Source organism: Streptomyces oceani, from assembly GCF_001751245.1.
Taxonomy (GTDB): domain Bacteria; phylum Actinomycetota; class Actinomycetes; order Streptomycetales; family Streptomycetaceae; genus Streptomyces; species Streptomyces oceani.
Map to the genome: position 1 here is coordinate 46907 of NZ_LJGU01000108.1, position 25333 is coordinate 72239.

Annotated in this window: 22 protein-coding genes, 1 tRNA gene and 3 pseudogenes; 13 read left to right on the forward strand and 13 right to left on the reverse strand. The window is 72.0% G+C overall.

All coding sequences use genetic code 11. The annotated features are described in order from the left end of the window. Together AN216_RS04945 and AN216_RS04950 are read right to left on the reverse strand one after the other, a co-directional pair. Positions 1 to 198: pseudogene (locus AN216_RS04945) on the reverse strand (trehalose-phosphatase); the annotation flags it as partial. Positions 199 to 286: 88 nt separating this feature from the next. Beyond that, the gene (locus AN216_RS04950; RefSeq protein ID WP_079166268.1) at positions 287 to 619 is read right to left on the reverse strand and encodes a DUF3263 domain-containing protein; all 333 of its coding nucleotides are present in this window, start codon (positions 617 to 619) and stop codon (positions 287 to 289) included. A gap of 404 nt (positions 620 to 1023) precedes the next feature. Here AN216_RS04950 and AN216_RS04955 point away from each other — a divergent pair, with 404 nt between their 5' ends. The 5 genes from AN216_RS04955 to AN216_RS04975 all read left to right on the forward strand — a co-directional run bounded on the left by AN216_RS04955 (position 1024) and on the right by AN216_RS04975 (position 6716). Beyond that, positions 1024 to 2034, forward strand: a complete 1011-nt coding sequence (locus AN216_RS04955) for an SIS domain-containing protein (RefSeq protein ID WP_244502319.1) — start codon at positions 1024 to 1026, stop codon at positions 2032 to 2034. 269 nt (positions 2035 to 2303) lie between these two features. Continuing rightward, positions 2304 to 3251 carry an ROK family protein gene (locus tag AN216_RS04960; RefSeq protein ID WP_079166269.1) on the forward strand — a complete coding sequence of 316 codons (948 nt, stop codon included), beginning with the start codon at positions 2304 to 2306 and terminating at the stop codon, positions 3249 to 3251. Further along, complete coding sequence (gene nagA, locus AN216_RS04965) at positions 3248 to 4486, forward strand: N-acetylglucosamine-6-phosphate deacetylase (protein ID WP_070195353.1); 1239 nt, start codon at positions 3248 to 3250, stop codon at positions 4484 to 4486. The genes AN216_RS04960 and nagA overlap by 4 nt, the downstream gene beginning before the upstream one ends. Positions 4487 to 4682: 196 nt before the next feature. Next, positions 4683 to 5609, forward strand: coding sequence for a 1-phosphofructokinase family hexose kinase (locus AN216_RS04970; protein WP_070195393.1), 927 nt, complete (start codon positions 4683 to 4685; stop codon positions 5607 to 5609). A gap of 255 nt (positions 5610 to 5864) precedes the next feature. Further along, positions 5865 to 6716 carry a class II fructose-bisphosphate aldolase gene (locus AN216_RS04975; protein WP_070195354.1) on the forward strand — a complete coding sequence of 284 codons (852 nt, stop codon included), beginning with the start codon at positions 5865 to 5867 and terminating at the stop codon, positions 6714 to 6716. 47 nt (positions 6717 to 6763) lie between these two features. Here the strand turns inward: AN216_RS04975 and AN216_RS04980 are convergent, their stop codons facing one another. Beyond that, a complete protein-coding gene (locus AN216_RS04980) occupies positions 6764 to 7714 on the reverse strand; it encodes a carbohydrate-binding protein (RefSeq protein ID WP_070195355.1) in 951 nt (316 codons plus the stop codon). A gap of 131 nt (positions 7715 to 7845) precedes the next feature. Further along, entirely contained in the window at positions 7846 to 9501 is a 1656-nt protein-coding gene (cdgB, locus tag AN216_RS04985; protein ID WP_070195394.1) for a diguanylate cyclase CdgB, read from the reverse strand. Positions 9502 to 9909: 408 nt separating this feature from the next. On the opposite strand from cdgB, the gene AN216_RS04990 reads away from it, so the two are divergent. Next, positions 9910 to 10386 (forward strand): flavin reductase family protein, encoded by a 477-nt coding sequence (locus tag AN216_RS04990; RefSeq protein WP_420855689.1) that lies wholly within the window; start codon positions 9910 to 9912, stop codon positions 10384 to 10386. 71 nt (positions 10387 to 10457) lie between these two features. Here the strand turns inward: AN216_RS04990 and AN216_RS26480 are convergent, their stop codons facing one another. Then, on the reverse strand, positions 10458 to 10838 hold the full coding sequence (locus tag AN216_RS26480) for a YrhK family protein (RefSeq protein ID WP_079166271.1): 381 nt from the start codon (positions 10836 to 10838) through the stop codon (positions 10458 to 10460). 128 nt (positions 10839 to 10966) lie between these two features. Here AN216_RS26480 and AN216_RS05000 point away from each other — a divergent pair, with 128 nt between their 5' ends. After that, positions 10967 to 11638, forward strand: a complete 672-nt coding sequence (locus AN216_RS05000) for a pentapeptide repeat-containing protein (protein ID WP_070195357.1) — start codon at positions 10967 to 10969, stop codon at positions 11636 to 11638. Between the two features lie 42 nt (positions 11639 to 11680). Here the strand turns inward: AN216_RS05000 and AN216_RS05005 are convergent, their stop codons facing one another. The 3 genes from AN216_RS05005 to AN216_RS05015 all read right to left on the reverse strand — a co-directional run bounded on the left by AN216_RS05005 (position 11681) and on the right by AN216_RS05015 (position 16054). Next, on the reverse strand, positions 11681 to 12169 hold the full coding sequence (locus AN216_RS05005; protein ID WP_070195358.1) for a hypothetical protein: 489 nt from the start codon (positions 12167 to 12169) through the stop codon (positions 11681 to 11683). 97 nt (positions 12170 to 12266) lie between these two features. Continuing rightward, positions 12267 to 15140, reverse strand: coding sequence for a SpoIIE family protein phosphatase (locus AN216_RS05010; RefSeq protein WP_070195359.1), 2874 nt, complete (start codon positions 15138 to 15140; stop codon positions 12267 to 12269). Positions 15141 to 15478: 338 nt separating this feature from the next. After that, positions 15479 to 16054: a TerD family protein gene (locus AN216_RS05015; RefSeq protein WP_070195360.1), complete on the reverse strand. Its 576-nt coding sequence runs from the start codon at positions 16052 to 16054 to the stop codon at positions 15479 to 15481. 227 nt (positions 16055 to 16281) lie between these two features. Here AN216_RS05015 and arfB point away from each other — a divergent pair, with 227 nt between their 5' ends. Together arfB and AN216_RS26485 are read left to right on the forward strand one after the other, a co-directional pair. After that, positions 16282 to 16710 (forward strand): alternative ribosome rescue aminoacyl-tRNA hydrolase ArfB, encoded by a 429-nt coding sequence (arfB, locus tag AN216_RS05020; protein ID WP_070195361.1) that lies wholly within the window; start codon positions 16282 to 16284, stop codon positions 16708 to 16710. A gap of 53 nt (positions 16711 to 16763) precedes the next feature. Further along, positions 16764 to 17250: pseudogene (locus AN216_RS26485) on the forward strand (IS5 family transposase); the annotation flags it as partial. Between the two features lie 12 nt (positions 17251 to 17262). Here AN216_RS26485 and AN216_RS05025 read toward each other — a convergent pair. After that, positions 17263 to 17706 carry an SgcJ/EcaC family oxidoreductase gene (locus AN216_RS05025; RefSeq protein ID WP_070195362.1) on the reverse strand — a complete coding sequence of 148 codons (444 nt, stop codon included), beginning with the start codon at positions 17704 to 17706 and terminating at the stop codon, positions 17263 to 17265. 512 nt (positions 17707 to 18218) lie between these two features. On the opposite strand from AN216_RS05025, the pseudogene AN216_RS05030 reads away from it, so the two are divergent. Continuing rightward, a pseudogene (locus AN216_RS05030) lies at positions 18219 to 19322 on the forward strand (N-acetylmuramoyl-L-alanine amidase); the annotation flags it as partial. Between the two features lie 381 nt (positions 19323 to 19703). Here the strand turns inward: AN216_RS05030 and AN216_RS05035 are convergent. The 3 genes from AN216_RS05035 to AN216_RS05040 all read right to left on the reverse strand — a co-directional run bounded on the left by AN216_RS05035 (position 19704) and on the right by AN216_RS05040 (position 21177). Beyond that, on the reverse strand, positions 19704 to 20546 hold the full coding sequence (locus AN216_RS05035; protein WP_170843030.1) for an ankyrin repeat domain-containing protein: 843 nt from the start codon (positions 20544 to 20546) through the stop codon (positions 19704 to 19706). Positions 20547 to 20808: 262 nt separating this feature from the next. After that, positions 20809 to 20985 carry a hypothetical protein gene (locus tag AN216_RS29050; RefSeq protein ID WP_170843031.1) on the reverse strand — a complete coding sequence of 59 codons (177 nt, stop codon included), beginning with the start codon at positions 20983 to 20985 and terminating at the stop codon, positions 20809 to 20811. A gap of 115 nt (positions 20986 to 21100) precedes the next feature. Further along, positions 21101 to 21177 (reverse strand) — tRNA-Thr (locus AN216_RS05040). A 174-nt stretch (positions 21178 to 21351) separates the two neighbouring features. On the opposite strand from AN216_RS05040, the gene AN216_RS05045 reads away from it, so the two are divergent. The 3 genes from AN216_RS05045 to AN216_RS05055 all read left to right on the forward strand — a co-directional run bounded on the left by AN216_RS05045 (position 21352) and on the right by AN216_RS05055 (position 24009). Beyond that, on the forward strand, positions 21352 to 22497 hold the full coding sequence (locus AN216_RS05045; protein ID WP_070195365.1) for an ABC transporter ATP-binding protein: 1146 nt from the start codon (positions 21352 to 21354) through the stop codon (positions 22495 to 22497). A 222-nt stretch (positions 22498 to 22719) separates the two neighbouring features. Next, positions 22720 to 23160, forward strand: a complete 441-nt coding sequence (locus AN216_RS05050) for a hypothetical protein (protein ID WP_070195366.1) — start codon at positions 22720 to 22722, stop codon at positions 23158 to 23160. A gap of 105 nt (positions 23161 to 23265) precedes the next feature. Further along, on the forward strand, positions 23266 to 24009 hold the full coding sequence (locus AN216_RS05055; protein ID WP_070195367.1) for a nucleotidyltransferase family protein: 744 nt from the start codon (positions 23266 to 23268) through the stop codon (positions 24007 to 24009). Between the two features lie 107 nt (positions 24010 to 24116). On the opposite strand, the gene AN216_RS26490 is transcribed toward AN216_RS05055, so the two are convergent. Continuing rightward, a partial coding sequence (locus tag AN216_RS26490) for a DoxX family protein (protein WP_107401898.1) occupies positions 24117 to 25333 on the reverse strand: 1217 nt, incomplete at its 5' end.

Here is a 25333-nt window from a genome sequence, read left to right on the forward strand (position 1 = left end):
GAGCCGGGCCAGCAGGGCCGCCGCGCGGGGATGCGCGCGGGCCTGCTCGGGGTCCGGGACGATCGGGGCCAGGGTGCCGTCGAAGTCCAGCGCGACGACCGCACGGGCGGGGCGGGCCAGTAGCGCGGCGAGGCCGTCGCGTCCGGCTGCGGAGTGGGGGGTGGGGAGGACGGGTTCGGGAGGGGAATCGCTGCCCATGGCCCGAGCCTACGCCGGGTGCGGGCGTACGACGTGCGGTGCGGACCGTACGACGTGCGGTGCCGGTCGGCGGTGAGCGCGCGTGCGGTCAGGCCGGGTCTTCGGGGTCCCTGCGGGCGCGCTGGACCGCGCGCCGGCGGCGCAGTCGGTTGACCGTCAGCGGGTCGTGCGCCAGCGCGGCCGGGTCGTCCAACAGGGCGTTCAGCAGCTGGTAGTAGCGGGTCGGCGAGATGTCGAGCCGTTCCCTGATGGCGCGTTCCTTCGCGCCCGGACCGGACCAGCCGAGGCGCTCCAGGGCGAGCACGGACCGGTCCCGCGCGGACAGTCCGCCCGAGGCCGCGCCTGACCGCTCCGCTTCCCGGTCGGCTTCGCCGTCCGCTTCCCCGTCCGCGCGCTCGTGTTCGTGCTCGGTCCCGGCCATCCGTACAACCTACTCGGCCGCCGGCCCGGCACCGTGCCGACCACACGACAGCGACCGTACGTGCACGATACGGACCGGCGATTGACGCTTCCGCGGTCTACACCAGTGACGGTATCGTGGCCCGGACGAACGCCCGGGCAGGATGCTGACCAGGCACCGTGTACGACGTTCGGGGCTGGGCGCGGTCGAGTCCGCGGGCGTGCCCGCCGGTTTCCCGTGACGCCCCGCCCGATGCTTGGGCACGGGGAGTTACGGGTAGCCAGTCGACGGCGAGGTCGAGTCGACCCCTCGGCCACGCCAGCGGGCGCCGCACGACCGGCACCGCAGAAGCACCGCACCAACACCGCACCAACACCGCACCAACACCGCACCAGCAGCAACGCTCGCACCCCGAGGAGTCCCGCATGGCCGCCACGCCCGGTCAGGAAAAGCACGGAGAGTCCCCCGGCTACGGCCAGTTCGGCACCACCGGGCAGTCCCGTACCGCCGAGGAGATCGAGAGCCAGCCGAACTGCTGGCGCCGCGCGGCCGAGGAGGCCACCGGGTTCGGCGCGGCACTGCCGCAGCGCGGCGAGCGGGTGGCGGTGAGCGGGTGCGGCACCTCGTGGTTCATGGCCCAGGCGTACGCGGCGCTCCGGGAGGCCGCGGGGCAGGGCGAGACGGACGCCTTCGCGGCCTCCGAGTTCCCCGCCTCGCGGGCGGAGTCGTACGACCGCGTGGTGACCGTCACCCGTTCCGGCACCACCACCGAAGTGCTGGGGCTGCTGGGCGAGTTGCGGGATCGTACGCGGACCGTCGCGCTGACCGCCGACCCGGCGACCCCGGTGATGGACGCCGCGGACCATGTGGCGGTGCTCGACCACGCGGACGAACGCTCCGTCGTGCAGACCCGGTTCGCGACCAGTGCGCTGGCCTTTCTTCGAGCCGGCCTGGAGCAGCACGGCCCGTTGCCGGCCAAGGCGGTCACGGACGCGGCGGCGGACGCGGAGTTCGCCCTCGCCGGCCCGCTGCCCGGTAGTGCGCTGGAGGCGGAGCAGTGGACCTTCCTGGGGCGCGGCTGGGCGTACGGCCTGGCGTTGGAGGCGGCGCTGAAGATGCGGGAGGCCGCCGGGGCGTGGACCGAGGCGTACCCGTCAATGGAGTACCGGCACGGGCCGATCGCGATCACCGGTCCCGGCCGCTGTGTCTGGCTGTTCGGCGAGCCGCCCGAGGGGCTGGCCGACGAGGTCGCGCGGGTCGGCGGGGCGCTGGTGTCGGAGGCCACGGACGGGCGCGGGCTCGATCCGATGGCCGACCTGGTGCGGGCGCAGCGGCTGGCGGTGGCGGTCGCCGAGGAACGCGGCTTCGACCCGGACCAGCCGCGCAACCTCACGCGCAGCGTGGTGCTGGACGGCTCGGCGGCTGCCGGGTCCTGAGCGGCCGTGCGGAGGCCGTGCGGCGAGGCGTGCCGCCCGGACGAGCGCACCGCCTCGCGGGGCTCGCGGACCGTACGAGCCGACCGCCCAGACCGTAAGCGACCGCCCGTGCCGTACGTCCAGCGGCGTCGGACGCCCGCTCGGGCCGGCGCTCGGGCGGGTGATACGCGCCGAATGACGCGGAATCCCCGTCCCGTTCACGCGGGTTCTCGCAGAGATCGGACAACTGGACTAGACCTCTCCAGCCTCCTCGGGTGAGACTTAGCGCTGTGAGTCCATACGTCATCGCCCTTGATGTGGGCGGCACCGGCATGAAGGCCGCCCTCATCGGCCCCGGCCCGGAGTACGCGCGGCTGCACGAGACCCGCCGGGACACCCCGCGCGAGCGTGGCCCGGACGCGGTGGTGGAGACCGTCCTCGGGTTCGCCGCCGAGCTGCGCGACTACGGCCTGGAGCGGTACGGAACGCCGCCGCTCGCCGTCGGTGTGGTACTGCCCGGCATCGTCGACACGGCCGCGGGCGTCGCGCGCTACGCCGCCAACCTCGGCTGGAGCGACGTCCCGCTGCGCCAACTGCTGTGCGACCGGCTCGGCCCCGAACTGCCCGTCGTGCTCGGCCACGACGTGCGCACCGGCGGGCTCGCCGAGGGGCGCGTCGGCGCGGGCGCGGGCGTCGACCGGTTCCTGTTCGTGCCACTCGGTACGGGCATCGCCGGCGCGATCGGCCTCGACGGCCGGGTCGAGCCGGGCGCGCACGGCAGCGCGGGCGAGATCGGGCACGTGGTGGTGCGTCCGGGCGGCCGGGAGTGCCCGTGCGGGCAGCGTGGTTGCCTGGAGACGCTGGCCTCCGCCACCGCCGTCGGCCGCGAGTGGGCCGCCGCCAGCGGCGACCCGGGCGCCACGGCGGCGGACGCCGCCAAGGCCGTCGACGCCGGTGACGCCCGCGCCGTACGGGTCTGGCAGGAGGCCGTCGCGGCCCTGGCCGACGGCCTGGTCATCTCCCTCACACTGCTCGACCCACGCACGCTGATCATCGGTGGCGGCCTGGCCGAGGCGGGCGAAACCCTGTTCGCCCCACTGCGGGACGCGCTGCGTGACCGAGTGACCTTCCAGCAGCTACCCACCATCGTCCCGGCCACCCTCGGGGACTCGGCCGGCTGCCTGGGCGCGGGACTCCTCGCCTGGGACCAACACACCGCGGAGGTTCCCTCTCGATGACCGCACACACGGCGAAGATCAACGCCACGGGCTCCGGGACGGCCCGACGCACCGTACTCACCGGAGCACGGACGGTGCTGCCGGACGGTGTGACGGAGGACGTCACGCTGACGGTCGAGGGGGCGGTCATCACCGCGCACGGTCCCGGCCGGGCCGCTGACTCGGCGGCCGGTCCCCCTGCCGGCCCGGCAGCCGACCCGGCCTGCGCCTCGTACGACCTGACGGGCCACTGGCTGCTGCCCGGCTTCGTGGACACGCACGTGCACGGCGGCGGCGGCACGTCCTTCTCGACGGACGTCGCCGAGGAGGCGCGACGCGTCATCCACACCCACCGGCGGCACGGCACCACCACCATGGTCGCCTCCACCGTCACCGGCGACCTCGACGACCTCGCCCGACAGGCCGGGGCGTTGAGCGAGCTGGTGGAGCAGGGCGACCTGGCGGGCCTGCACTTCGAGGGACCGTTCATCTCGGCCGACAGGTGCGGCGCGCACGAGCCCACACTGCTGCGTGACCCGGACCCCGCGGACGTACGCAAGCTCATCGACGCGGCGCGCGGCACCGCCCGCATGATGACCCTCGCCCCCGAACTCCCGGGCGGCCTGGAGTCCGTACGGCTGCTCGTCGAGCACGGCGTGATCGCCGCGATCGGCCACACCGACGCCTCGTACGACACGACCCGCGCCGCCGTGGACGCGGGCGCGAGCGTCGCCACCCACCTCTTCAACGCGATGCCCGGGCTGGGTCACCGCGCCCCCGGGCCGATCGCCGCGCTGCTGGCGGACGAGCGGATCACGGTCGAGCTGATCAACGACGGCACGCACCTGCACCCCGCCGTCCTGCAGCTGGCCTTCCGGCACGCGGGCGCGGAACGCGTCGCCTTCATCACCGACGCGATGAGCGCCACCGGGGTGGGCGACGGCCCCTACACGCTGGGGCCGATGCGGGTGGAGGTGCGGGACGGGGTGGCTCGGCTCGCCGACACCGGCTCCATCGCGGGCTCCACTCTGACCCTGGACCAGGCGTTCCGGCGCGCGGTGACCGTGGACGGACTGTCGGTGCCGGACACCGTACGGGCCCTGTGCGGGAATCCGGCCCGGCTGCTCGGAGTGGCCGACCGGGTCGGCAGCCTCGAGGTCGGGAAGGACGCCGATCTGGTGGTGCTCGACGCGGAGTTCGCGCTCGCCGGCGTCATGCGCAAGGGGGAATGGATCGTGCCGCCCACGGTGGGATAATGGCGGGCCGTTCCGACGAGCCGGGGCGAGCGGAGCGGCGCGTGCCACCCGGGAAGGCCCTGATCACTCCCGCTTGCCACCTCGTGGGGAGCGCGCGACCCTGACGTACGCTGCGGGCGCCCGCCCGCGGTCCGTACGCCGCCCGCAGTCCCTGCCCGCCCCAGACCATGGCTTGTCCCGTAGGGGGTTGTTCCGCGTGATCCTGACGGTGACGCTCAACACCGCTGTCGACCTCACCTATCGCGTCCCGCGCCTGGAGCCGCACGGCTCCCACCGGGTCCGCGAGGTCACGGAGCGGCCTGGCGGCAAGGGGCTGAACGTCGCCCGGGTCCTGGCGTCCCTCGGTCAGGCCGCGGTGATCACCGGCTTCGCCGGCGGACCCACCGGCAGCCAACTGCGCGAACTGCTGAACGCCGCCCCGGGCGCCGCCGGCCTGACCGACGCGCTGGTCCGTACGAAGGGGCACACCAGACGCACCGTCGCCGTCGTCGACGAGTCCACCGGCGACACCACCCAACTCAACGAACCCGGCCCGCACATCGCCCCGGAGGAATGGTCCGCCTTCCTCGCCGCCTACCGCGAACTCCTCCCCAGCGCCGACGCGGTGGCGCTCTGCGGAAGCCTGCCGCCGGGCGTACCGGTGGGCGCGTACGCAACGCTCGTGCGGGAGTGCCGGACCGCCGACATCCCGGTGCTCCTGGACACCAGCGGCGAGCCGCTGCTGCGCGGACTCGCCGCGCGGCCCGAGATCGTCAAGCCCAACTCCGAGGAACTGGCCGGCATCACCGGCAGCTCCGATCCCGTGCGGGGCGCCCACCAGGCCAGGCGCCGCGGCGCACACGCGGTCGCCGTCTCCCTCGGCCCGGACGGTCTGCTCGCCGTCACCCCGGACGGCTCCTGGCGAGCCACGCCACCCCGGCAACTGAAGGGCAACCCGACCGGCGCGGGGGACGCCGCGGTGGCCGGTCTGCTCTCCGGGACCGTGGAGCGGCTGTCCTGGGCCGAGCGGATCACCCGAGCGGTCGCCCTGTCGGCGGCGAGCGTACGGGCGCCGGCGGCCGGCGAGTTCGACGAGGCGGCGTACGCGGACCTGCTGCCGCAGGTCGAAGCGGTGGAGGCGTGATGGGGCCTCTTATGCGCTCGGTTCGCCTCCGAGCGCTCGTACCCAGTGTCGACACTCCTCGACACCGCACTCGCTCGTCCCTCGCTCGTCCCCTCGGCCTCCGGCCTGGGGAGACCCCATGCTCACTCGCTGTACCCACAGAACCCGGAGCGGGGAGGCGAGCGAACCCCGGAGTAACACCGGACCCTCGGGATCGAAGCCGTACCCACAGAACCGCACGCGGGGAATCGAACACCGCTCGACCTTGGAGGCCGCATGCCCCTCGTACCCACCGATGAACTCATCGCCGAGGCCCAGCAGTCGGCACACGGCGTCGCCGCCTTCAACGTGATCACCCTCGAGCACGCGGAGGCCGTCGCCGCCGGTGCCGAGCGGGCGGGGGCGCCGGCCATCCTGCAGATATCCGAGAACGCCGTGCGGTTCCACGACGGCCGGCTCGGCCCGATCGCCGCCGCGGCCGGCGCCGTGGCGCGCGGCTCCGACGCGCGGCTGTCGCTGCACCTGGACCATGTCCGCGACCCCGGGCTCTTCAGGGCGGCGCTGGACGAGGGCTTCGGCTCGGTGATGTTCGACGCGTCCCAACTGGATTACGCGGCCAACGTCGCCGCCACCGCGGACGCCGTACGCCAGGGCCACGCCCGGGGCGTCTGGGTGGAGGCCGAGCTGGGCCAGGTCGGCGGCAAGGAGGGCGAGCCCGCCCTGGACGCGCACGCCCCCGGCGCCCGTACGGAGCCGGCCGAGGCAGCCGACTACGTCCACCGCACCGGCGTCGACGGCCTGGCCGTCGCCGTCGGCAGCTCGCACGCCATGACCGCGCGAACCGCCGAGCTCGACCACGAACTCATCGCCGCGCTACGGAAGTCGGTGCCCGTGCCGCTCGTCCTGCACGGCTCCTCCGGGGTCCCGGACACGGAGATCGTCCGGGCCGTCGCGGCGGGCATGCTGAAGATCAACGTCGGCACGGCGCTGAACACCGCGTTCACCGGGGCAGTACGGGAACACCTCACGGCGCACCCGGAGACCATGGACTCGCGGAAGTACCTCGCGCCCGGCCGGGAGGCGATGGCCGAGACGGTGGCGGACTTCCTGCGGGTCATCGCCGGCTGAGCCAGTCCGCCGGGCTGACCTGGGCGGCTCGGGCTGGCCGGGGGTGCTCAGCTCTCCCCGGGCTTCTCGCCGGGCGGCGCCAGCCACACCTGGTCGAGGTTGACGTCGCACTTGTCACCGTCTCCGCAGGAGATGGTGAAGGTGTTGCTGCCCTCGTCGAGCTGCACGAAGGCGTAGGTGTACGTCCAGCCGTTCTCCCAGTCGCCCTTCTTGGCGTCGGCGTGGTTCTTCATATCCAGGCCGGTGGCGTGCGGCTTGTCGTTCACGCTGAGCGAGAGATGCTGGTCGGTGCCGGGCACGCCGTACTGCACGTAGAACCAGTACTTGCCGGCCTTCTCGACGTCGGCCGTCCACTGCGCGCTCGCGCCCGGATTCTCCATCCCCGCGACATAGGTCCCGTCCTTGCCCTTGGCTCCGGGAATGTCCCGCGCGACCCGGGCCTCGCCACCCAACCGGAGTGCCGCCGCGTCCTCCTTCGGCAGGTCGGCGGGCGTCGGCTTGGCGTCCCCGCTGGGCTTGTCCTTCGGCGGGCGCTTGGTCTCCTCGGAGGCGCTCGGCGAGGCGTCGCCATGCGCGCCCTGCTCCTCCTCGCCGCCGTTGAAGTACATCGCCGCGCCGATGCCCAGGACGACAGCCGCGACCACCGCGACCGCGCCGGCCAACAGCCCCGTACGGTTGCCGCCCCCGCCGCGGGAGCCGTGCGCGCCACCGCCCTGCTGCCGCAGCGCCGCCCGGCCGCCGGCCATCACCTCCGGCGCGGCGTAGTGCGCGTTGGGCTGGCCCTCGCCCGGTGCCGCCTGCTGCGGGAACTGCTGCGCTCCGGCCTGGCCGCCGAACTGCCGCTCGCCGACGGCGCGGACCTGGTTCGCCGAGCGTCGCGAAGCACCGGCCTGATACGCCGACCCCGCCCCGTCCGTACCGCCGCCCTCGGGCCGGTACAGATAGGCGAACGGATCGTCGTCCCGCGACGCACCCGTGCCGTTGTTGTCGGCGGTCATCCCCGGTCACTCTCCCCTGCTACGGCTGGTATCCGGGCGAGCCTACACGTCCGGTACGACACCTATGCCAACCGCGAACTGAGCAGCGGACGAACCTCCTTCGAAGCCCTCGGAACGCCCCAGGGCAGCCCTCAACCGGCCCGGCGCTGCCCCTTCGAACGGGAGCGCTTCTCCACGTACATGCGCTGGTCCGCGGACGCCAGCACCTCCTCCGCGGTCATCCCGCAGCCGGCCCAGCCGATGCCGAAGCTGGCGCCGACCCGTACCGTACGGCCGTCCACCCGGATCGGCGGGATGATGGCGTTCCGCAGGCGCACCGCGAGGTCCTGCGCCTCCATCGGACCCACTCCGTCGGCCAGCACGACGAACTCGTCGCCGCCCAGCCGGGCCACCGTGTCGTTGTCCCGGACCAGCCCGGTCAGCCGCCGGGCCACCTCGATCAGCACCTCGTCCCCACTGTGGTGGCCGTACCGGTCGTTGATCGACTTGAAGCCGTCCAGGTCGCAGAAGAGCACGGCGAGCCCCTTCTCGCCCGGACCGTCGCCCCGCGGGGGCACGGCGTGCACGTGATACGGATCGTGCGCCGCGACGCCCACGCCCGCACCCCCGCCGGCACCCTCGCCCGGGGGGAAGCCGTACCCGTCGAAGTCCTCGCCCAGGGCGTCCAGGCCACCAGTGCCATCAGGGCCACCGAGCGCCGACACCGGCCCGGCACCGGCGCACAGCCGGCTGGTCAGACGGGCACGCAGCTCGGCGCTGTTCGGCAGCCCGGTCAGCGAGTCGTGGCTGGCGCGATGTGCCAACTGCAGCTCGTGTCGCTTGCGTTCCTCGATGTCCTCGACATGGGTGAGCAGGAACAGCGGACCGTCCGCGGTGTCCGCCACCACGGAGTTCCGCAGGGAGACCCAGACGTACGAGCCGTCCCGACGCGTCAGCCGCAACTCCGCGCGGCCTCCCTCGGCCGAGGTGCGCAGCAGGGTGCCGATGTCCTCCGGGTGCACGAGGTCGGAGAAGGAGTACCGCCGCATGGCCGAGGCCGTACGGCCCAGCAGCCGGCACAGCGCGTCGTTCGTACGCACCAGCCGGCCGTGCTGGTCGCCCCCCATCTCCGCGACGGCCATGCCGCTCGGCGCGTACTCGAAAGCCTGCCGGAAACTCTCCTCGCTGGACCGCAGCGCCTGCTGCTCGCGCTCCAACCGGACCAGCGCGCGCTGCATGTTGGCCCGCAGCCGGGCGTTGCTGAGCGCGATGGCGGCCTGCGAGGCGTACATCTGCAGGGCCTCGCGACGCCATGCGCCGGGGCGACGGCCGTTGTCCGGGCGGTCCACGGAGATCACGCCGAGCAGTTCGCCGTCCGCGGCGTGCAGCGGGGCGAAGAGCCGGTCGACGGGGTGCCATCGGTCAGGGTCCTCGGTCACGGAGGCGGTGGCGTGCCACTGCGGCACGTCGTCGCCCTCGAGCACCCAGCCCTCGCTGTGCGGGATGAACCGGAGCTCTCCCCACCGCTCGCCCATGGTCAGCCGTCGCTCCCAGGAGGCACGGGAGCCCACGCGACCGGACATGGTCGCCTCGGCCGCGTCGCTGCCGGCGACGGCGGCGACCACGAGATCGCCGTCGGCGCGTACGAGGTTCATCACACACAGCCGAAAGCCGAGCCCGTCGACCACGCCGTCAGCGATCGCCTGCAGCGTGTCCGCCAGGCTGCGCGCGGTGTTCAACTGCCCCACGACCTCGTGCAGTCGCCGCAGGCTGGCGAGGCGGACGTAGGGCTCCGACTCGGTCTCCATCGCCTCCCCCTGAGCGTCGTACTCCGCGTGGTGGGACCGCGGCTGCCGAGACCCCACGCGCACATGCATGTGCATGTCCACTGAATCACAGTCAGCTGCACGCTCGGTACACACGGTCAAGTCTGAACCTCAGACGTGACTCAAGTCACAACCATGCGAGCATAATTGACCGCACAGCGTGGAAGGGGCCTCCTTCCCCCGGCACGCGAGCGCCGGATGGTACGCGCGCACACCCGCCCCGCGACGCGGGTCGTAGGACCGCCACCCCCGGGATCTCGTCCTCGGGCCCGATGCAAGAACGCGCGCCGACCCCGTAGCGTTCCTGATGTGTCACAAGCAGTACGATCCGAGACTTCCGCCCCCATCCCGCATGCTGAGGGGGTGAGCGAGGACGAGTTCAAGGCCGCCATGGCGCGGCTCACGGCGGGCGTGGTGCTGGTGACGGCGTTCGACCCGGACGAGGGACCGCACGGCGAGGACGTCGGGATGACCGCCACCGCCTTCATGTCCGTGTCCCTCGAACCGCCCATGGTGCTGGTGAGCGTCCGGGACGGCTCCCGGATGGACGAGTTGCTGGAGCGCCAGCCGCTGTGGGCGGCCGCCGTGCTCGCCGGGGACCAGCGCCAGACCGCCGGCCGGTTCGCCATGAAAGGCCGGCTGAGCGACCGGCTGCTCTTCCAGGAGGTGCCGCACTCCCGCGGCCCGGTGTCCGGCGCGCCCCTGGTGGACGACGCGCTGGCGGTCGTCGAGTGCCGTACGGAACGCCGCGTGCCGGCCGGCGACCACACGCTCGTGATCGCCCGGGTGCTGTCCTCCGCGCTGCCGCACACCGCGGACGGCGGACCGCTGACGTACTACCAGGGGCGTTACCGAGGACTGGACTGAGCGGCGCAAGCGGGGCGGCCACACGGCGGCCGACTCGGGTTCGGCCTGGGGGCTCGACCTCGGGCTCGGACTCAGAAGTCCTGCGTCGACTCGTCCCCCGTCGGAGAGCCTCCGCGACCGTCGTGCGGGTCGCTGCCGTCTTTCCGGTCGCTGCGGTCTTTCCGGTCGCTGCGGTCATGCTGGGCGTAGCGGTTGTGGAAGCGACCCAGGTGGACGTGCCGGCTGAGCCGGATCACCGGCCGGATCAACAGCTCCACGCTGCCCAGCAGGAAGCACCAGGTGCCGGTGCGGGTCCAGTCCGCCGAGAAGAACATCACGCTGCCGACGATGAACCAGACCGCGATGAGGATGTCGTTGACGATGCTCGCGGTCTCGTAGCGCTGGCGGACCAGCAACTCCTCGCGGCCGATCCGCAGTCGCAGGGCGGCCGCCCGGTCAGAGGATTCGCTCATGCTGGCCAGTCTGTGTCCCGTACGGCCACCCCGCCGCTCGACGCGGGCCAGCCGGCGGACCCGTACGGCTCCCGGCCGGCGCGTACCGCCAGGACGGACTGTCAGTGGCGGGGTGCATCCTGGGGCCCATGTCAGCATCCCGGGTACGGAGGGTGCCCGCACCCCAGGAACCACAGATCCGCCTGCCGCGGTTGCGCGCCTTCGAGGGCGGCTCACTCGCCCCGGACGACGACCATGACGGCGTGTCCTTCACCGACCTCGACCTCAGCGGCGCGGACGCCGCCGGCAGCACCTTCCTGGACTGCGGGATATACCGCTGCGTGCTGACGGAGACCCGGCTGGGCAACTCCCGGCTGATCGACTCCGAGCTGCTCGGTGTGCAGGGCGTGGGCGCTTCACTGGCGGGCGCGGAGATCCGGGACGTACGGCTCGAGGACGCCCGGCTCGGGGGTGTCCAGTTGCACGGCGCGCGCCTCACCCGGGTGCGGGTGCGCGGCGGCAAGGTGGAGTTCGGCAACCTGCGGCAGGCGGTCCTGAAGGACGTGCTCTTCGAGAACTGCGTGCTGGTGGAGCCGGACTTCGCGGGCGCCCGGCTGGAGCGGGTCGCGTTCCACGGCTGCACGCTGCGTCAGGCCACCTTCGACGGGGCACGGATGCGGGACGTGGACCTGCGCCAGACCGCCGGGCTGGACATCGCCTCCGGCGTCGCCGGGCTGGCCGGGGCCGTGCTGAGTTCCACCCAACTGATGGAGCTGGCCCCGGCGTTCGCCGCCCAGCTCGGCATCCGGGTGGCGGACTGACGGCGTCCGGCGCCCTGGCGGGCGCGGTGCGGCGGGTGCGGGTCAGATCCGGGGGAAGCGGCCGTACAGTCCCAGCACCGACGGGTTGTCGCCCAGCCCCTCGTGCATGTCGACGAGATCGGCGAGCAGGTCGTGCAGGAAGTCCCGGGACTCCCGCCGCAGCATGCCCTGCCGAAAGGTCAGCGGCGGCTCGTCCGTGTACTGCCAGTCGGCGGTGATCTCCACCAGGAAGTCACCGGCGGCGCCCGCCCGCCGCTCGAAGACCAGACAGTCGGTGCTCTCGGTGAAGTCGAGTTCGGCGTACGCCGCCGTGCCACCGATCCGCTCCACCGTGTCGCACAGCGCCCAGGCGAAGTCGAGCACCGGCACCCACCCCCACCGGGTGGACAGCTCACGGTCCGCCCTGGTGTCGGCGAGATAGACGTCGCCGCAGAAGAGGTCGTGCCGCAGCGCGCGCACGTCCGCCGACCGGTAGTCGGTCTGCGGCGGGTCCGGGAAGCGGGGCGAGAGGGAGTAACCGATGTCCAGCACGGGCCGATCCTGACACGGGCCGTGTCGGTCACCGCACGGCGGAGTCGCCATGGGGTGGTGCGCCGCACCGCGGTACCGCCCCGCCGCGGGTGGTGCCTCAACCCTCGGCTTCCTCCGAGCCGCTGGCGTGGGACAGCAACTGCTGCGTCCAGATCGTCTTGCCGTCGTACGTGTAGCGGCTGCCCCAGCGGTGCGTCAGCTGGTGGATGAGGTACAGCCCCCGCCCGCCCTCGTCGGTCAGCCGGGCACGCCGCAGATGCGGCTGGGCCTGGGTCGTGTCGGACACCTCGCAGTAGAGCGAGGTGCTGTCCCTGATCAGGCGCAGCCCGATCGGGCCGGTGGCGTACCGGACGGAGTTGGTCATGAGTTCGCTGACGATCAGTTCCGTGCTGAACGCCAGGTCGTCCAGTCCCCACTCGCCGAGCTGCGCCAGGGCCCGGTCCCGCGCCGCGGCGACGACCGAGGGTTCGGCCACGAACTCCCAGGAGCTGGTGTCCGAGGGGGCCAGTCCGTGCAGCCTGGTGACCAGCAGGATGGTGTCAGCGCTGGCCGGCCCGCTGGTGAGGGCCGCCAGCGCCGCCTGCCCGACCTCGGCGGGCGCCCGGTGCTCTCGGGCGGCCGTACGCAGTTCCCGGCGGAGCCGGCCGGCGGCAGCGGCGTCCTCGCTGTCCCGGCCAGCGTCCTCGGCGTGGGAGGCGGCACCGGCAGAAGCAGACGAAGAGGCAGCGCTCAGGTTGCCGGAGTAGAGGACCAGGAGGCTGCCCGCCGGCAGGTCGAGCCGTACCGGTTCGAAGGGCGTACGACCCTCCCCGAGCGCCGATCCCGGCGCACAGTCCACCAGGCTGGTCGTCCCGTCCGGGTGGACCACGACCGGCGGCGGGTGGCCGGCGCTCGCGAGTTGGCAGGAGTCGCTGGCCGGGTCGTAGACCGCGTACAGGCAGCTGGCGCCCTCGACCTGCGCCGCCGTGCCGGACGGGTCGGCGGCCGCGAGCCGCAGCACCAGGTCGTCGAGATGTGCGAGCAGGTCCTCCGGCGGCAGATCGAGATCGGAGAGCGTCTGGACCGCCGTACGCAACCTCCCGGTGGCCGCGGTGGCTTCCAGGCCCTGCCCGATGGTGTCACCGATCACGAAGGCCACCCGGGCCGCGGACAGCGGGATGACGTCGAACCAGGACCCGCCGCCCCCGTCCGGGCCGGCCGCGGGCAGGTACGCACCCGCCGCCTCGGCCGCGTGCGCCTCCACGGTGTCCGGCGGCACCAGGCTGCGGCGCAGCGCCTCGGCCGTACGCCGCTCCTGGGTGTAGCGTCGCGCGTTGTCGATGGCGAGCGCGGCCCGGCTGACGACCTCGTCGGCCGTCTCCGCGGACCGTCCGTCGAACGGCGCCCGGTCGCCCGTACGCCACAGGTTGACGGCCCCGAGCACCAGGCCGCGGGCGTGCAGCGGCGCGATCATGAAGGAGGAGCCACCGTGCGGGAGGAAGAGGCGGCGGCGCTGCTCGTCGTCGGCGAAGGCGGCGCTCATAGCCTCCCAGTCCGGCACCGCGGCGGAGAAGCCACGCAGGTAGTCGCTCTCCAGGGTACGCAGCCGCGCGGTCTCGCCCACTCCGTACAGCTCGGTCGGCCACTCGCCGCCGGCGGCGGCGACCGCGACCCTGGTCAACGAGGTGCCGCGGGCGATCTGCGCCGGCTCCTCGCCGACCCGGACCCGCTCGGTGAGGTCGACTGCGACGAGGTCCGCGAAGGCGGGCACGAGCACGTCGGCCAGCTCCTCGGCGCACTGCCGCACGTCGAGTGAGGTGCCGAGGCGCCTGGCGGCGGTGTTGATGGTGGCCAGCTGGTCGCCGTAGCCCTCCTGGTCGGTGACCTCGGTGTACACGCACATCACGCCGCGGGTCCCGCCTTCTGGCCCGTTCAGCGGCAGGACCGTCAGCGACACGACCCGTTCGACGTGCGGGGTCTTCCGGTGCCGGATCCGGTGGTGCACGTTGATCTGTGGCTCGCGGCGCTCCACGGCCCGGCGCATGTCAACCTCGATGGCGGCGGCGTCCTCCGGAAGCAGGAAGGCGCTCAGCTGCTGCGGCGGGTCGCAGTGCACGCTGTCCCCCACGAAGTCGAAGCCCGCGGTGAGGTTGCTCCGGGTCACCCGCAGTCGCGCGTCGTGCACCACCAGGCCGAGCCGGTGCTGGGTGAAGAGCGCCCGCAGCATGGCCTCCTCCTCCAGCCCGCGCTGGGACGGGTGGATGGCGAAGAGATGCAGGACGTATCCGGGGGGCGCGCCGGTGCCGACGCCCCCTTCCAGCTCTCCGGGCCATGCCGGATCCGGCCGCCCGTACGCGGACCGGCCGGCCTCCTCCAGCGCGGTGAGCCAGCAGTACAGCTCGTCGGTCCCGGCCCCGCCGGCGTCCTCCGCCTCGGCGCTCGCGGTTCCGGGGCTCCCGGCTTCGGAGTTTCCCGCCTCGCGGCCGTGCCGTGCCGGCAACGCCGCGCGCGGCCTGGGACGTACGACGAACTCCGCGGACCGGGCGTCCCGCTGCTCGGTGGCCGCCACCAGTTGCTGCTGGACACTCGCCTCCGCTTCGTGGAACAACTCGTCCACCGGGCGGTCGACCACGTCCGCCGCCGGCACGTCCAGCAGTTCGGCGGCCTCCGGGGAGCAGGCGAGGACGACGCCGCCGGTGTCGAGCACGAGCAGCGCGGACGCGACATCGAGGTGTGCCGCCGGATGTCCCCACGGCTCGCGTGTGCGCTGTGCGTCGGGCTGGCCGTCGGCTGACTCGTCGGGCGGTCTGTCGGGCTGGACGCCGGCGGACTGGGCGCCGGCCGGTGGTGGCGTGCTCGTACGCGCCGCCGTAAAACCGTCGACGGGGAGCGCGGGGCCGGGAGCCGACGCCCGGCTGGCGTCGGGCCCCTCCGGAGGCACGCGGCCGGCGGTCGGTCCGCTGCCACCAGGGCCGTGGTCCGCGTGGTTCATCGCCACTTCCTGTCTCTGATGCCCCGCCGTCCGCTGTGCGGCCGGGTCGATGCCGGTCGGAGCCGAAGTGTCAGACGTTGGCTGCATATATCGCAAACTCGACCATATCGATGCGCATCACATGATTTTCTGTGGGCCGCCAACCTTTGCCGTTCCCACTGCCGCCGCCCCCCACACCCGCGAACGCCAACCGACGAACCGTTACGCCCGGCGCCCCGTGGGCACGCGTACGCACATGCACGGCGGCGTCCCCTCCTCGGAGGGGACGCCGCCGTCTGGTCGTCGTCCGGCACGACCCCCGGTCAGCGCTCAGCGCCGACCGATCGGGGAGAACCAGATCAGACGTTGACGCCGAAGTCCTGGGCGATGCCCGTGAGACCGGCGGCGTAGCCCTGGCCGACGGCACGGAACTTCCACTCCGCGCCGTTCCGGTACAGCTCGCCGAAGACCATGGCGGTCTCGGTGGCGGCGTCCTCGCTCAGGTCGTAACGCGCGATCTCGGTGCCGCCCTGCTGGTTCACGATACGGATGAAGGCATTCCGCACCTGGCCGAAGTTCTGGCTGCGGCTCTCGGCGTCGTAGATCGAGACCGGGAAGACGATCTTGTCGATGTCCGCCGGCAGGCCCTGCAGGTTGACGTTGATCTGCTCGTCGTCGCCCTCGCCCTCACCGGTGATGTTGTCACCCGTGTGCACGATGGTCTGGTCCTGCGTGGCGCGGTTGTTGAAGAAGATGAAGTGCTGGTCGGAGTAGACCTTGCCCTGGGCGTTGACAGCGATGGCGCTCGCGTCGAGGTCGAAGTCGGTGCCCGTGGTGCTACGAACGTCCCAGCCGAGGCCGACCGTGACGGCCGTCAGACCTGGCGCCTCTTTGGTGAGCGAGACGTTGCCGCCCTTGGACAGGCTTACAGCCATGGGGTTTGCCCTTCTCTGTGTGGACTCTGGGTGGTTCGGAACCTTCACCCTCTCACTCTGCTCAACGCACTCGATCCGAGGGCGGTTCCAGCTTCCCGGGCGTTCTTCACCGACTTCCCGCGGCTCCCGCGCACCCCGGCACCCGGAGCGACGAGCCCGTACGGCGCACCCCCGCACGTACCCGAAATCCCCGTGACGTCGCGGGCGACACAAGGGACAATGGACACATGTCCGAGCCACCTGTGATCCGCGGATCGGTCTCCCTCCCGGAGGCCGAGCTGCGCTGGCGCTTCACGCGCTCCTCGGGCCCCGGCGGACAGCACGTCAACACCACGGACACCGCCGTCGAGTTGCGTTTCGACCTGGAGCGGACGACGGCGCTCCCGCAGCAGTGGAAGGACCGCGCGCGGGACCGGCTCCGCGGCCGGCTGACCGATGGCGTACTGGTCGTACGAGCCTCGGAGCACCGCTCGCAGTGGCGTAACCGGGAGGCGGCGGCCGAGCGGATGGCCGCCCTGCTCGCCGAGGCCACGGCCCCACCCCCGGCGCCGCGTCGGCGGAAACCGAAGCCGCGTGGGCTCAACGAGCGGCGGCTGCGGGAGAAGAAGCAGCGGTCCGAGGTGAAGCGGGGCCGCTCCGGGCGCGGTTGGGACTAGGTCCTGTCCGGCGGATCTTGTGACGGTCTCGGAGTCGGGCCGTTGGCATGGTCATGGGGCAGGGACTCACGAACGAGGAATGGGCCCGGCTGAAGCCGCATCTGCCCATGTTCGGGCAGCGCGGCGGCCGTTGGGCCAGCCACCGCAGGATCATCAACGGGATCGTCTACCGACAACGCACCGGAGTGCCCTGGCGGGATCTGCCTGCGCGTTTCGGGCCGTGGAGGACCGTGTACGAACGGCACCGGCGCTGGTCGGCGGACGGCACGTGGGACGAGATCTTCGCGGCCGTCCTGGCCGACGCCGATGCCGAGGGCCCGCATCGACTGGTCCATGGTGAGCGTGGATTCCACCTCGTGCCGCGCCCACCAGCACGTCACCGGGGCCAGCAAGAAGCCTCCCCGGGTAGCCGGGAAAAGACTCATGCCCCGGCAGCACCGCCCCGACGAGGGACTCGGACGCTTCCGGGGCGGCCTGACCTGCAAGATCCACCTCGCTGGTGAAGGGGGAGGCCGCCCGCTGGCCCTGCTGATCACGCCAGCTTCAATTCCCCTACGGCGCGATAACTGGTGTGTTCTGAGCCATGCGGATGCGCCACTGTCCAGCAGCGTCCCGCATCAGTGTCATCATCAAGATGCCTTCCATGGGATCACTGGCGTCCCCCTCCTGACCCTCGGATCCGACAGACCTCTGGCGAGCATGAGCCACGGCGACCTCGGGCGTGAGGAAGGCGATGTTCTCGATGGTGTAGCTCACCGTGATGTCGGCCAAGGGACCGCCCTCAGCGAAGACGAAGGATTGCGCCTGGTACAGGTGGTCAGCGCCGAACACCAAAGTACCGCTGAAGTTGACAAAGACTGTGTCTGACGAGAAGAGGGCGTTCATCGCCCCGGCACTGTTCTCATTGAACGCAGCCTCGTAGCGCGCCACGACCTCCGCGACCTCATCCTCGCCGCCCGACGGGCCAGTCTCTTCGAGCCCTCGCACGGTCGTCATGGGAAACCCCCAACTATGTGGTGTGATCGACGCCGAGCCTCGTACTTCAAGCGCACTTGAGGTCAATAGTGCTCACGGCGGCGACGCCAGCACTTCGTCAGCTTTCGCCCTACGTCAGCGTTGAGCGGCCCACCGCGTCATGATCCGCCGGACAGGACCTAGCCTCGAGCCACGCCGCGCCGTGCCTTTACCGCGCCGCGCGCACCGTCCACGGGTGAAGCTGACGTGCGGGACGGATGACGGCAATGGGGTTGTCGTGTACACACTCTGTCTGTTTTGCTGTGCTGGCTTCCGGCGGTCGGACAGCACGCCGAACTGCGGGCCCCCACGCCCCTCCAGGCGAGTGAGCGCATGACAGGTTCCTGCCCCGAGGCCGGTGCCACCAACCAGCGCAGCACGCCAACGGCCGTCTGAGCGTCAGCCCCTGGACGGGCCGCACCGGCGCGCGCGCCTCCCACAGGGACCTGGCTTCTCCATCCCCCCACGACGCGCCGGGAGTTGCGAGGACGAGTATGAGCAGCGCAGTGCGCGGAAAGACCTGGCGCCGCGGCCTGGTGGCCGCCGGCAGCGCGGGTGTGGCCGCCGCGATCGCCTTCACGATGCAACCGGCGACCGCCAGCCCGCCCGAGGAGAGCCCCTCGATGGGCGAGGCGTTCAGCGAGGCGGCCGCGGAGTACGACGTACCGCGTGACCTCCTCGTGGCGGTCGGCTACGGCGAGACCCACCTGGACGGGCACAACGGCAAGCCGAGCCAGGACAACGGCTACGGCGTCATGCACCTGGTCAGCAACCCGGACCGGCAGAGCCTGGAGAAGGCCGCGAAGCTCACCGGGGAGTCGGTCAAGGACCTCAAGAACGAGGACTCCGTCAACATCCAGGGCGGCGCCGCCGTCCTCCGTGCCCACGCGGACGCCCTCGGGCTGACCGCCACCGAGCGCGAGGACCCCGCCAACTGGTATTCTGCGGTCGCCCGTTACGCCGGCGCCAGCAGCCCGCAGTTGGCCAAGCTCTACGCGGACAACGCGTACGAGATCCTGGGCGAGGGCGTACGCGCCAACCCGAAGGGCGAGGGCTCCGTACGCACCGAGGCGCAGCGGGTCTCCCCGGACCGCGGCAAGTACGCCAAGGTCGGCGAGGTCGGTACGAAGAGCGAGGACTACCCGCCGGCCCTGTGGGTCCCGGCGAGCGAGTCCAACTACACCGCGGGCCGGTCGGCGGACATCTCCCAGGTGGTCATCCACGTCACGCAGGGCTCGTACGCCGGCAGCATCAGCTGGTTCCAGAACCCCGAGGCGCAGGTCAGCGCGCACTACGTGATCCGCTCCTCGGACGGTGAGGTCACCCAGATGGTGCGGGACGGCGACACCGCCTGGCACGCCCGGGACGCCAACAGCTCCTCGCTGGGCATCGAGCACGAGGGCTACGTCGACGACCCCTCCTGGTTCACCGACTCGATGTACCAGGCCAGCGCCGCGCTGACGAAGCACCTGGCCGACACGCACGGCATCCCGAAGGACCGGGAGCACATCGTCGGGCACAGCGAGGTGCCGGGCAACGACCACACCGACCCGGGCCCGAACTGGGACTGGGACAAGTACATGGGTCTGGTCAACGGCTGACCGACCGGGGCCTGACCACCTGACCAGTTGGCCACTCGGCCACTCGGCTCCCGCGCCCCGGCATGGGAGCGGGAGCCAACCCTCGCGGTCCCCTTCCGACGTTCGTTGCGGAAGGGGACCGTTCGTGGCGACGGCCAGGGCGAGACTGCGCGGGGCCGGCACCACGAACGTTCGCCCGCCTACGCCAGAGCCCCGTGGCGGGTCAGGGACGGTCGACGATGCCTACGACCGAGCACCGCGGGATAGCGCGGGGGTGCCGTTCTCACACGTTTCTCCCACGCATCTCCCGTTCGCTGGGCCATGAGGAGCCGCCCCGGGCAGAGCCACGCCCAGGAGGCGCGAGCCTCCGAGAGGAACACCGACGAACCAGAGGCCGCTTTACGCCGAGCCCCAACGGGCCCCGGACACACCGTTCGAGTAGGTCACGGTGTATCCGTGGGCCAACGCCCACCCTTTCGCGGCCCTTTCCAGCTCGGTGGCTCCGCAGTTCAGGTAGTCCGTGGCGATCCTCTTGTTCCCGAAGTCATGCAACAGCGACGCCATCACGGGTAGCGACTCCGCGACGCCGAGCCGGATGGCCACCCCAAGCAGACTGCGGGTTCTCGGGACGGACTGTTTCACGGCACGCCACAGCGCCAGGCTGTACATGGCGTGCTGCTGATTCCGAAGCCACCTGCAGTGCCGGCTCGCGGTTTCGGGGTCGGTCCAGGAGGCGGACCCCGTGTAGTCGTGGCGCAGAAGTGCGGCCAATTCCAGGAGCCGCGACTCGGTCTTGGCCAGCTCCCTCATACGGTGTGGCTTGAGGCCGTACGTGTTCCGGACGTCCGCGTCCGCGCCGAGGGCGATGAGCCGCTCGGCAGCGTCCTCGTGACCGTGGTAATACGCGAGATGCAGTGCGGTCCATCCCAACGCGTCCGGCTCATCCACACCGAACTGGCCGACCTGCGGGTGATCGCTGGCAGCGGCTTCATCGAACAACCTCCGCGCGGTCCCGTGCCGGAGCGCGGCGAAGATCCGCTCGGGGCTCTCACGCCTGTTGTTGGTCAGCGACGGTTCGGCACCGAGTTCAAGGAGTAGATCTGCCATGTCGAACCGTTCGTCCCGGTAGGCGTGGTGGAGCGCCGTATCGCCGTACGTGTCCGTCCCGTGGAGCAGGCTGTGGTCAGATTCGACGCGGTCCCGCACCTCGCGGAGGTCCCCCCGTCGCACGGCCTCGTGCAACGACTGGACGAGGCGTTTCCGGTGTTGCCAACGACGGTAGCCGTACACGATCGCCACAGCCGCCGTCACGACGACCAGGAACCAGAACAGCATGACGCCTCCCTCTCTCGGATCGACCGACCAGCCGGCGGCCAGGGACCACTCCGAGACGGAGCGCGGGTGAGCAGCGCAGCCGGGTAGGAGCAGTCCTCTCATCCCAGGGCGCGAAGGATTGTTCAGGAACCCGGCTCCCGACAGTGAACATCCGGGGACTCGGGACCGTTCAACGGCCGTACCGGTCGCTCTTCCGTCGGGGCGGCTCAGCACTGGAGTGTCGGCCCCCAGGCAGGGTGTATCCCTCGGCACTCACGAGGCGGGCGACCTCGGGCATGGTGAGGCCCGCCTTGCGCAACTCGTACATGCGCTGCGTCACGGCGATACCGGGTGGTGGACGATCCATGCGCTCACCGTACGGCCGGGGTCTGACAGCCGAAGCGCATTGCGGCGTGACGGTCGCTTGGCTCCCACCACGACCGAGCGGCTCCCCTGTTGATCAGGGGAGCCATTGGTCTGCATGGAGCCGACTGTCGGATTCGAACCGACGACCTTCTGTTTACAAGACAGATGCTCTGACCAACTGAGCTAAGCCGGCGCGCCCGAGCAGTGTACCCGCCCGGAGCACCGTGACGACCGGGGGTTTTCCGTACGCGAGGTACTGACAAAAGCCTCGCGCCCGGGTTAACGTCCCCTTCAATGTCCTGACGACAGGACCACAAACCCTTTACGACGGATCGTCCGGCACGTACCTGCCGGTGAAGGAGACAACATGGCCACGGTCACCTATGACTCGGCGACCCGGATCTACCCGGGCGCGAAAGACCCCGCCGTCGACCAGCTCGACATCGACATCGAGGACGGCGAGTTCCTCGTCCTCGTCGGCCCGTCCGGCTGCGGCAAGTCCACCTCCCTCCGGATGCTCGCGGGGCTGGAGGACGTCGACCAGGGCAGCATCCGCATCGGTGAGCGTGACGTCACCCACCTTCCGCCGAAGGACCGGGACATCGCCATGGTGTTCCAGAACTACGCGCTGTACCCGCACATGACCGTCGCGGACAACATGGGCTTCGCCCTCAAGATCGCGGGCGTGAACAAGTCCGAGATCCGGCAGAAGGTCGAGGACGCCGCCAAGATCCTCGACCTCCAGGGCTACCTGGACCGCAAGCCGAAGGCACTCTCCGGCGGTCAGCGGCAGCGTGTCGCGATGGGCCGCGCCATCGTCCGGGAGCCGCAGGTCTTCCTGATGGACGAGCCGCTGTCGAACCTGGACGCCAAGCTCCGCGTCCAGACGCGTACGCAGATCGCGAGCCTCCAGCGGCGGCTGGGCATCACCACCGTGTACGTCACGCACGACCAGGTCGAGGCCATGACCATGGGCGATCGGGTGGCCGTGCTGAAGGACGGGCTGCTGCAGCAGGTCGACTCGCCCCGCCGGATGTACGACAAGCCGAAGAACCTCTTCGTCGCGGGCTTCATCGGCTCCCCCGCCATGAACCTGGTGGAGGTGCCGATCACGGACGGCGGCGTGAAGTTCGGCAACAGTGTCGTGCCGGTCGAGCGGGAGGCGCTGTCCGGTGCCAGCGACAAGGGCGACACCACGGTCACGGTCGGCTGCCGCCCCGAGCACTTCGACATCGTCAACGGCGACGGCGGCGGGAAGCTCGACAAGGACGAGAAGGCGAGCAAGTCCAAGGACGAGCACGCGGGGCTGGCCGTCCACGTGGACGTCGTGGAGGAACTCGGCGCGGACGGCTACGTCTTCGGCAGTGCGGAGATCGGCGGCGGCGAGAAGGACCTGGTGATCCGGGTCAGCGGCCGTGAGGTGCCGGAGAAGGGCTCCACGATCCACGTCGTGCCGCGTGCGGGCGAGACCCACGTGTTCGCCACGTCGAGCGGCGAGCGGCTCAGCGACTGACCCGTCTTGCCCGCTCACGCGGGGGCTTCGTACGGATCCCCGCGGGTTTCGTACGAGTGGGGCCGCGTCCGGGGAACTCCCGGGGACGCGGCCCCACTTCGTTGGCACGGCCGCCGGCCCGTGCGCCGTTCCGTACGGCGGGGTCGAACGGCGTGGGGCTACCACCACTCGACCGAGTGACCGTATGTTGCTCTGTCGTCACCGCTCGCTACCATCCCCTGTGTGAACCAAGCAGTCCGCCGCATCGGCCGCTCCCTCGCCCTCGTACTCCCGGTCGTCCTGGTGCTCTCCGGGACGCTCGCGGTGGCCCGCGTGCCGTGGGGGAGCCCGCCCGCCGACACGCGGGCCCTCACCTCCGCCACGGACTCCGGCAGCGCCGGCGAGCGGCCCCGCGCCACGGAGGGCGCGGAGTCCGCGTCGCCGCAGGACCGGCTCCGGGAGCGGCTGCTCGAGACGCTGCGCGAGCAGGACCCGGGCGTCGCGCTCACCGAGCTCCAGCAGGAGATGCGGCGGAAGCCCTCGCTCGCGAAGCACTGCGCCTCCCTCGCCACGTCGTTGGGGCGCGCGGCCGTCGAGAAGTACGGCGCCGCGCACCGCGCGCAGTCCTTCGCCCGCCCGGTATGCGACACCTCGTTCGCCAGCGGGGTGGCGCAGTCCGGCTGAGCCCGTACGGGGCTCGGGCGGGCGCCTCGTGCGGGCCTCATACGGGCTCGTGGGGCAGCGCAAGCCGCCGGCCGCGGCGCGAGCAGCGCCACGTAGAGTCCCGTCATGACCCGTGACGCTCCCGAGCAGCAGGCGCAGACCCCGGCGCATCCCAGCCAGGCCGTGATCCTGGCCGGCGGGCAGGGTTCACGGCTGCGGCCGTACACCGACGACCGTCCCAAGCCGATGGTCGAGATCCCCGGCACGGGCATGCCCATCATCGGTCACCAACTGGCCTGGCTGGCGGCCGAGGGCGTCACCGACGCCGTCATCTCCTGCGGTCATCTCGCCCGGGTGCTGGAGGACTGGCTCAGCGAGGCGGACCTTCCGCTACGGGCCCACACCGTGATCGAGCCGGAACCACTGGGCAGGGGTGGCGCGTTGAAGTTCGCCGCCGCCTCTCTGCCGCGCCCCGACGAGGCGTGGTACGCCACCAACGGCGACATCTGGACCCGCTTCTCGCTCCGTGAGCTGGCCGAGTTCCACACCGAACGCGGCGCCACCGCGACCCTCGCGCTGGCCCGCCCACGCATCCCCTGGGGGGCGGTGGAGACCGACGAGTTCGGCCATGTCCTGGACTTCATCGAGGCACCGCCCTCGCCCTACCTCATCAACGCCGGGGTGTACGCCTTCGCCGCCGACTTCGCCGGGCTGCTTCCGGACCGCGGCGACCACGAGCGTACGGCGTTCCCCCGGCTGGCCCGCGAACGGCGGCTGGCCGGTTTCCCGTTGCCGCAGGGCGCGTACTGGCGGGCCATCGACACCGCGAAGGACCTGACCGAGGCGGCGAAGGAACTCGGGCGCGGCTGATCCGGGTTCGGCCGGCCCGGGTTCGCCGGACCGCCGCGTCAGCCGACGGTACGGCCGGTGGCCGTCCCACCGGAGCCGGGCCACGCCCCGTACCTCCCGTACACCCGTCAACCCAGCAGGCCACCCAGGGCGTTGCCGCCCTCCCGGCCGCCCGAGGTGCCGCCCGAACCCGAGGTGCTGCCGCCACCCCCGGTGCCCCCGCCACCGCTGCCGTCGGGTGCCCCGCTGGCGGCGCGGCGCGGTCCCCCGGTGGCCGCGGCGCCGGTCGTACCGTCCCCGGCGGTGGTGCTCCCCCCGCTGGGTCGCGCTGGTGCCTCCGGGCCGGCGGAGGTGGTGGGGGCGGAGGGCTGCGGTGCCGGTACGGTCTCCCGCTGGCCCGGCGACGACCGCTCCTCCGCGCCGGCCGGCCCGGAGCTGCTGGACGCGGACGGGCGAGGGTCCCGCTGGTTCTGCCGAGTGCCGTCCGGGCCCGGGCCGGTCGGGCCGTTCCGAGCGCCGGGCTCCCGCGGCAGCGGCGAGCCCGGCAACTCGTTCCGCGGCGGCTCGCCGGGGTCGGGCACCGTCACGGTCTGAGTCGAGCGCACGGCGCCGCCCAACAGCGCTCCCACCAGCAGGGCGGAGCCCACGACCACCGTCGCCAGCGCGGTGCCCCGACGCAGCACCCGGCGCCGCAGGTCCCACAGTTCGACGCGCGGGCCGAGCCGCCGCCATGCCTCGCCGGCCAGCCTGGCGTCCATCGAGTAGACGGGGGCGCCCGCGATGATCAGCGGGCTCCAGGCGGCGAGGTAGACGATGTCGGGGGCGTCGTACGCCGGCACGGTGTGCCAGCTCACGGTCACCAGCAGCGCCGCGGACACCACCGCGCCGGTGCCGGCCGCGAGTCGCTGCCACAGTCCGCAGACGGTGAGCACCCCGATGATCACCTGGAGGAAGGCGACCGTGAGTCCGGCACCGACGGGATGCCCCAGCGCGAAGTCGTGCAGCGGGGTGGCGACGGCCCACGGCTCCAGCGAGCGCAGCCAGGTCACCATGGAGCCACGGTCGCCGCCGTCGAAGTACACGGGATCGCACAGCTTACCCATCCCCGCGTAGATCGAGATGAAGCCGAGGAAGACGCGCAACGGCAGCAGCACCACCCCGAGGCTCATCCGCCGGCCCGGATAGTAGGCGTGCCGGGTGGACTTCCCCCGCCCGGCGCCGCCCCGGCGCCCGGACACCCGGCTCCGCGCCCCTGAGTCAGGGTCGCCCTGTTCGGCCCCCCGGGCTTCGTACGGACCGCCCGTGTCCGGCTCCCCGTACGGGCCGCCGGCGCGCGGCTGGCCGT

What these genes read in the sequence shown, in the direction of transcription:
- AN216_RS04950 (WP_079166268.1), bottom strand. Translation starts at nt 619, where the DNA reads ATGGCCGGGACCGAGCACGAACACGAGCGCGCGGACGGGGAAGCGGAC.
- AN216_RS04955 (WP_244502319.1), top strand. Translation starts at nt 1,024, where the DNA reads ATGGCCGCCACGCCCGGTCAGGAAAAGCACGGAGAGTCCCCCGGCTAC.
- nagA (WP_070195353.1), top strand. Translation starts at nt 3,248, where the DNA reads ATGACCGCACACACGGCGAAGATCAACGCCACGGGCTCCGGGACGGCC.
- AN216_RS04975 (WP_070195354.1), top strand. Translation starts at nt 5,865, where the DNA reads ATGCCCCTCGTACCCACCGATGAACTCATCGCCGAGGCCCAGCAGTCG.
- AN216_RS04980 (WP_070195355.1), bottom strand. Translation starts at nt 7,714, where the DNA reads ATGACCGCCGACAACAACGGCACGGGTGCGTCGCGGGACGACGATCCG.
- cdgB (WP_070195394.1), bottom strand. Translation starts at nt 9,501, where the DNA reads ATGGAGACCGAGTCGGAGCCCTACGTCCGCCTCGCCAGCCTGCGGCGA.
- AN216_RS04990 (WP_420855689.1), top strand. Translation starts at nt 9,910, where the DNA reads ATGGCGCGGCTCACGGCGGGCGTGGTGCTGGTGACGGCGTTCGACCCG.
- AN216_RS26480 (WP_079166271.1), bottom strand. Translation starts at nt 10,838, where the DNA reads ATGAGCGAATCCTCTGACCGGGCGGCCGCCCTGCGACTGCGGATCGGC.
- AN216_RS05000 (WP_070195357.1), top strand. Translation starts at nt 10,967, where the DNA reads ATGTCAGCATCCCGGGTACGGAGGGTGCCCGCACCCCAGGAACCACAG.
- AN216_RS05010 (WP_070195359.1), bottom strand. Translation starts at nt 15,140, where the DNA reads ATGAACCACGCGGACCACGGCCCTGGTGGCAGCGGACCGACCGCCGGC.
- AN216_RS05015 (WP_070195360.1), bottom strand. Translation starts at nt 16,054, where the DNA reads ATGGCTGTAAGCCTGTCCAAGGGCGGCAACGTCTCGCTCACCAAAGAG.
- arfB (WP_070195361.1), top strand. Translation starts at nt 16,282, where the DNA reads ATGTCCGAGCCACCTGTGATCCGCGGATCGGTCTCCCTCCCGGAGGCC.
- AN216_RS05025 (WP_070195362.1), bottom strand. Translation starts at nt 17,706, where the DNA reads ATGACGACCGTGCGAGGGCTCGAAGAGACTGGCCCGTCGGGCGGCGAG.
- AN216_RS29050 (WP_170843031.1), bottom strand. Translation starts at nt 20,985, where the DNA reads ATGGATCGTCCACCACCCGGTATCGCCGTGACGCAGCGCATGTACGAG.
- AN216_RS05045 (WP_070195365.1), top strand. Translation starts at nt 21,352, where the DNA reads ATGGCCACGGTCACCTATGACTCGGCGACCCGGATCTACCCGGGCGCG.
- AN216_RS05055 (WP_070195367.1), top strand. Translation starts at nt 23,266, where the DNA reads ATGACCCGTGACGCTCCCGAGCAGCAGGCGCAGACCCCGGCGCATCCC.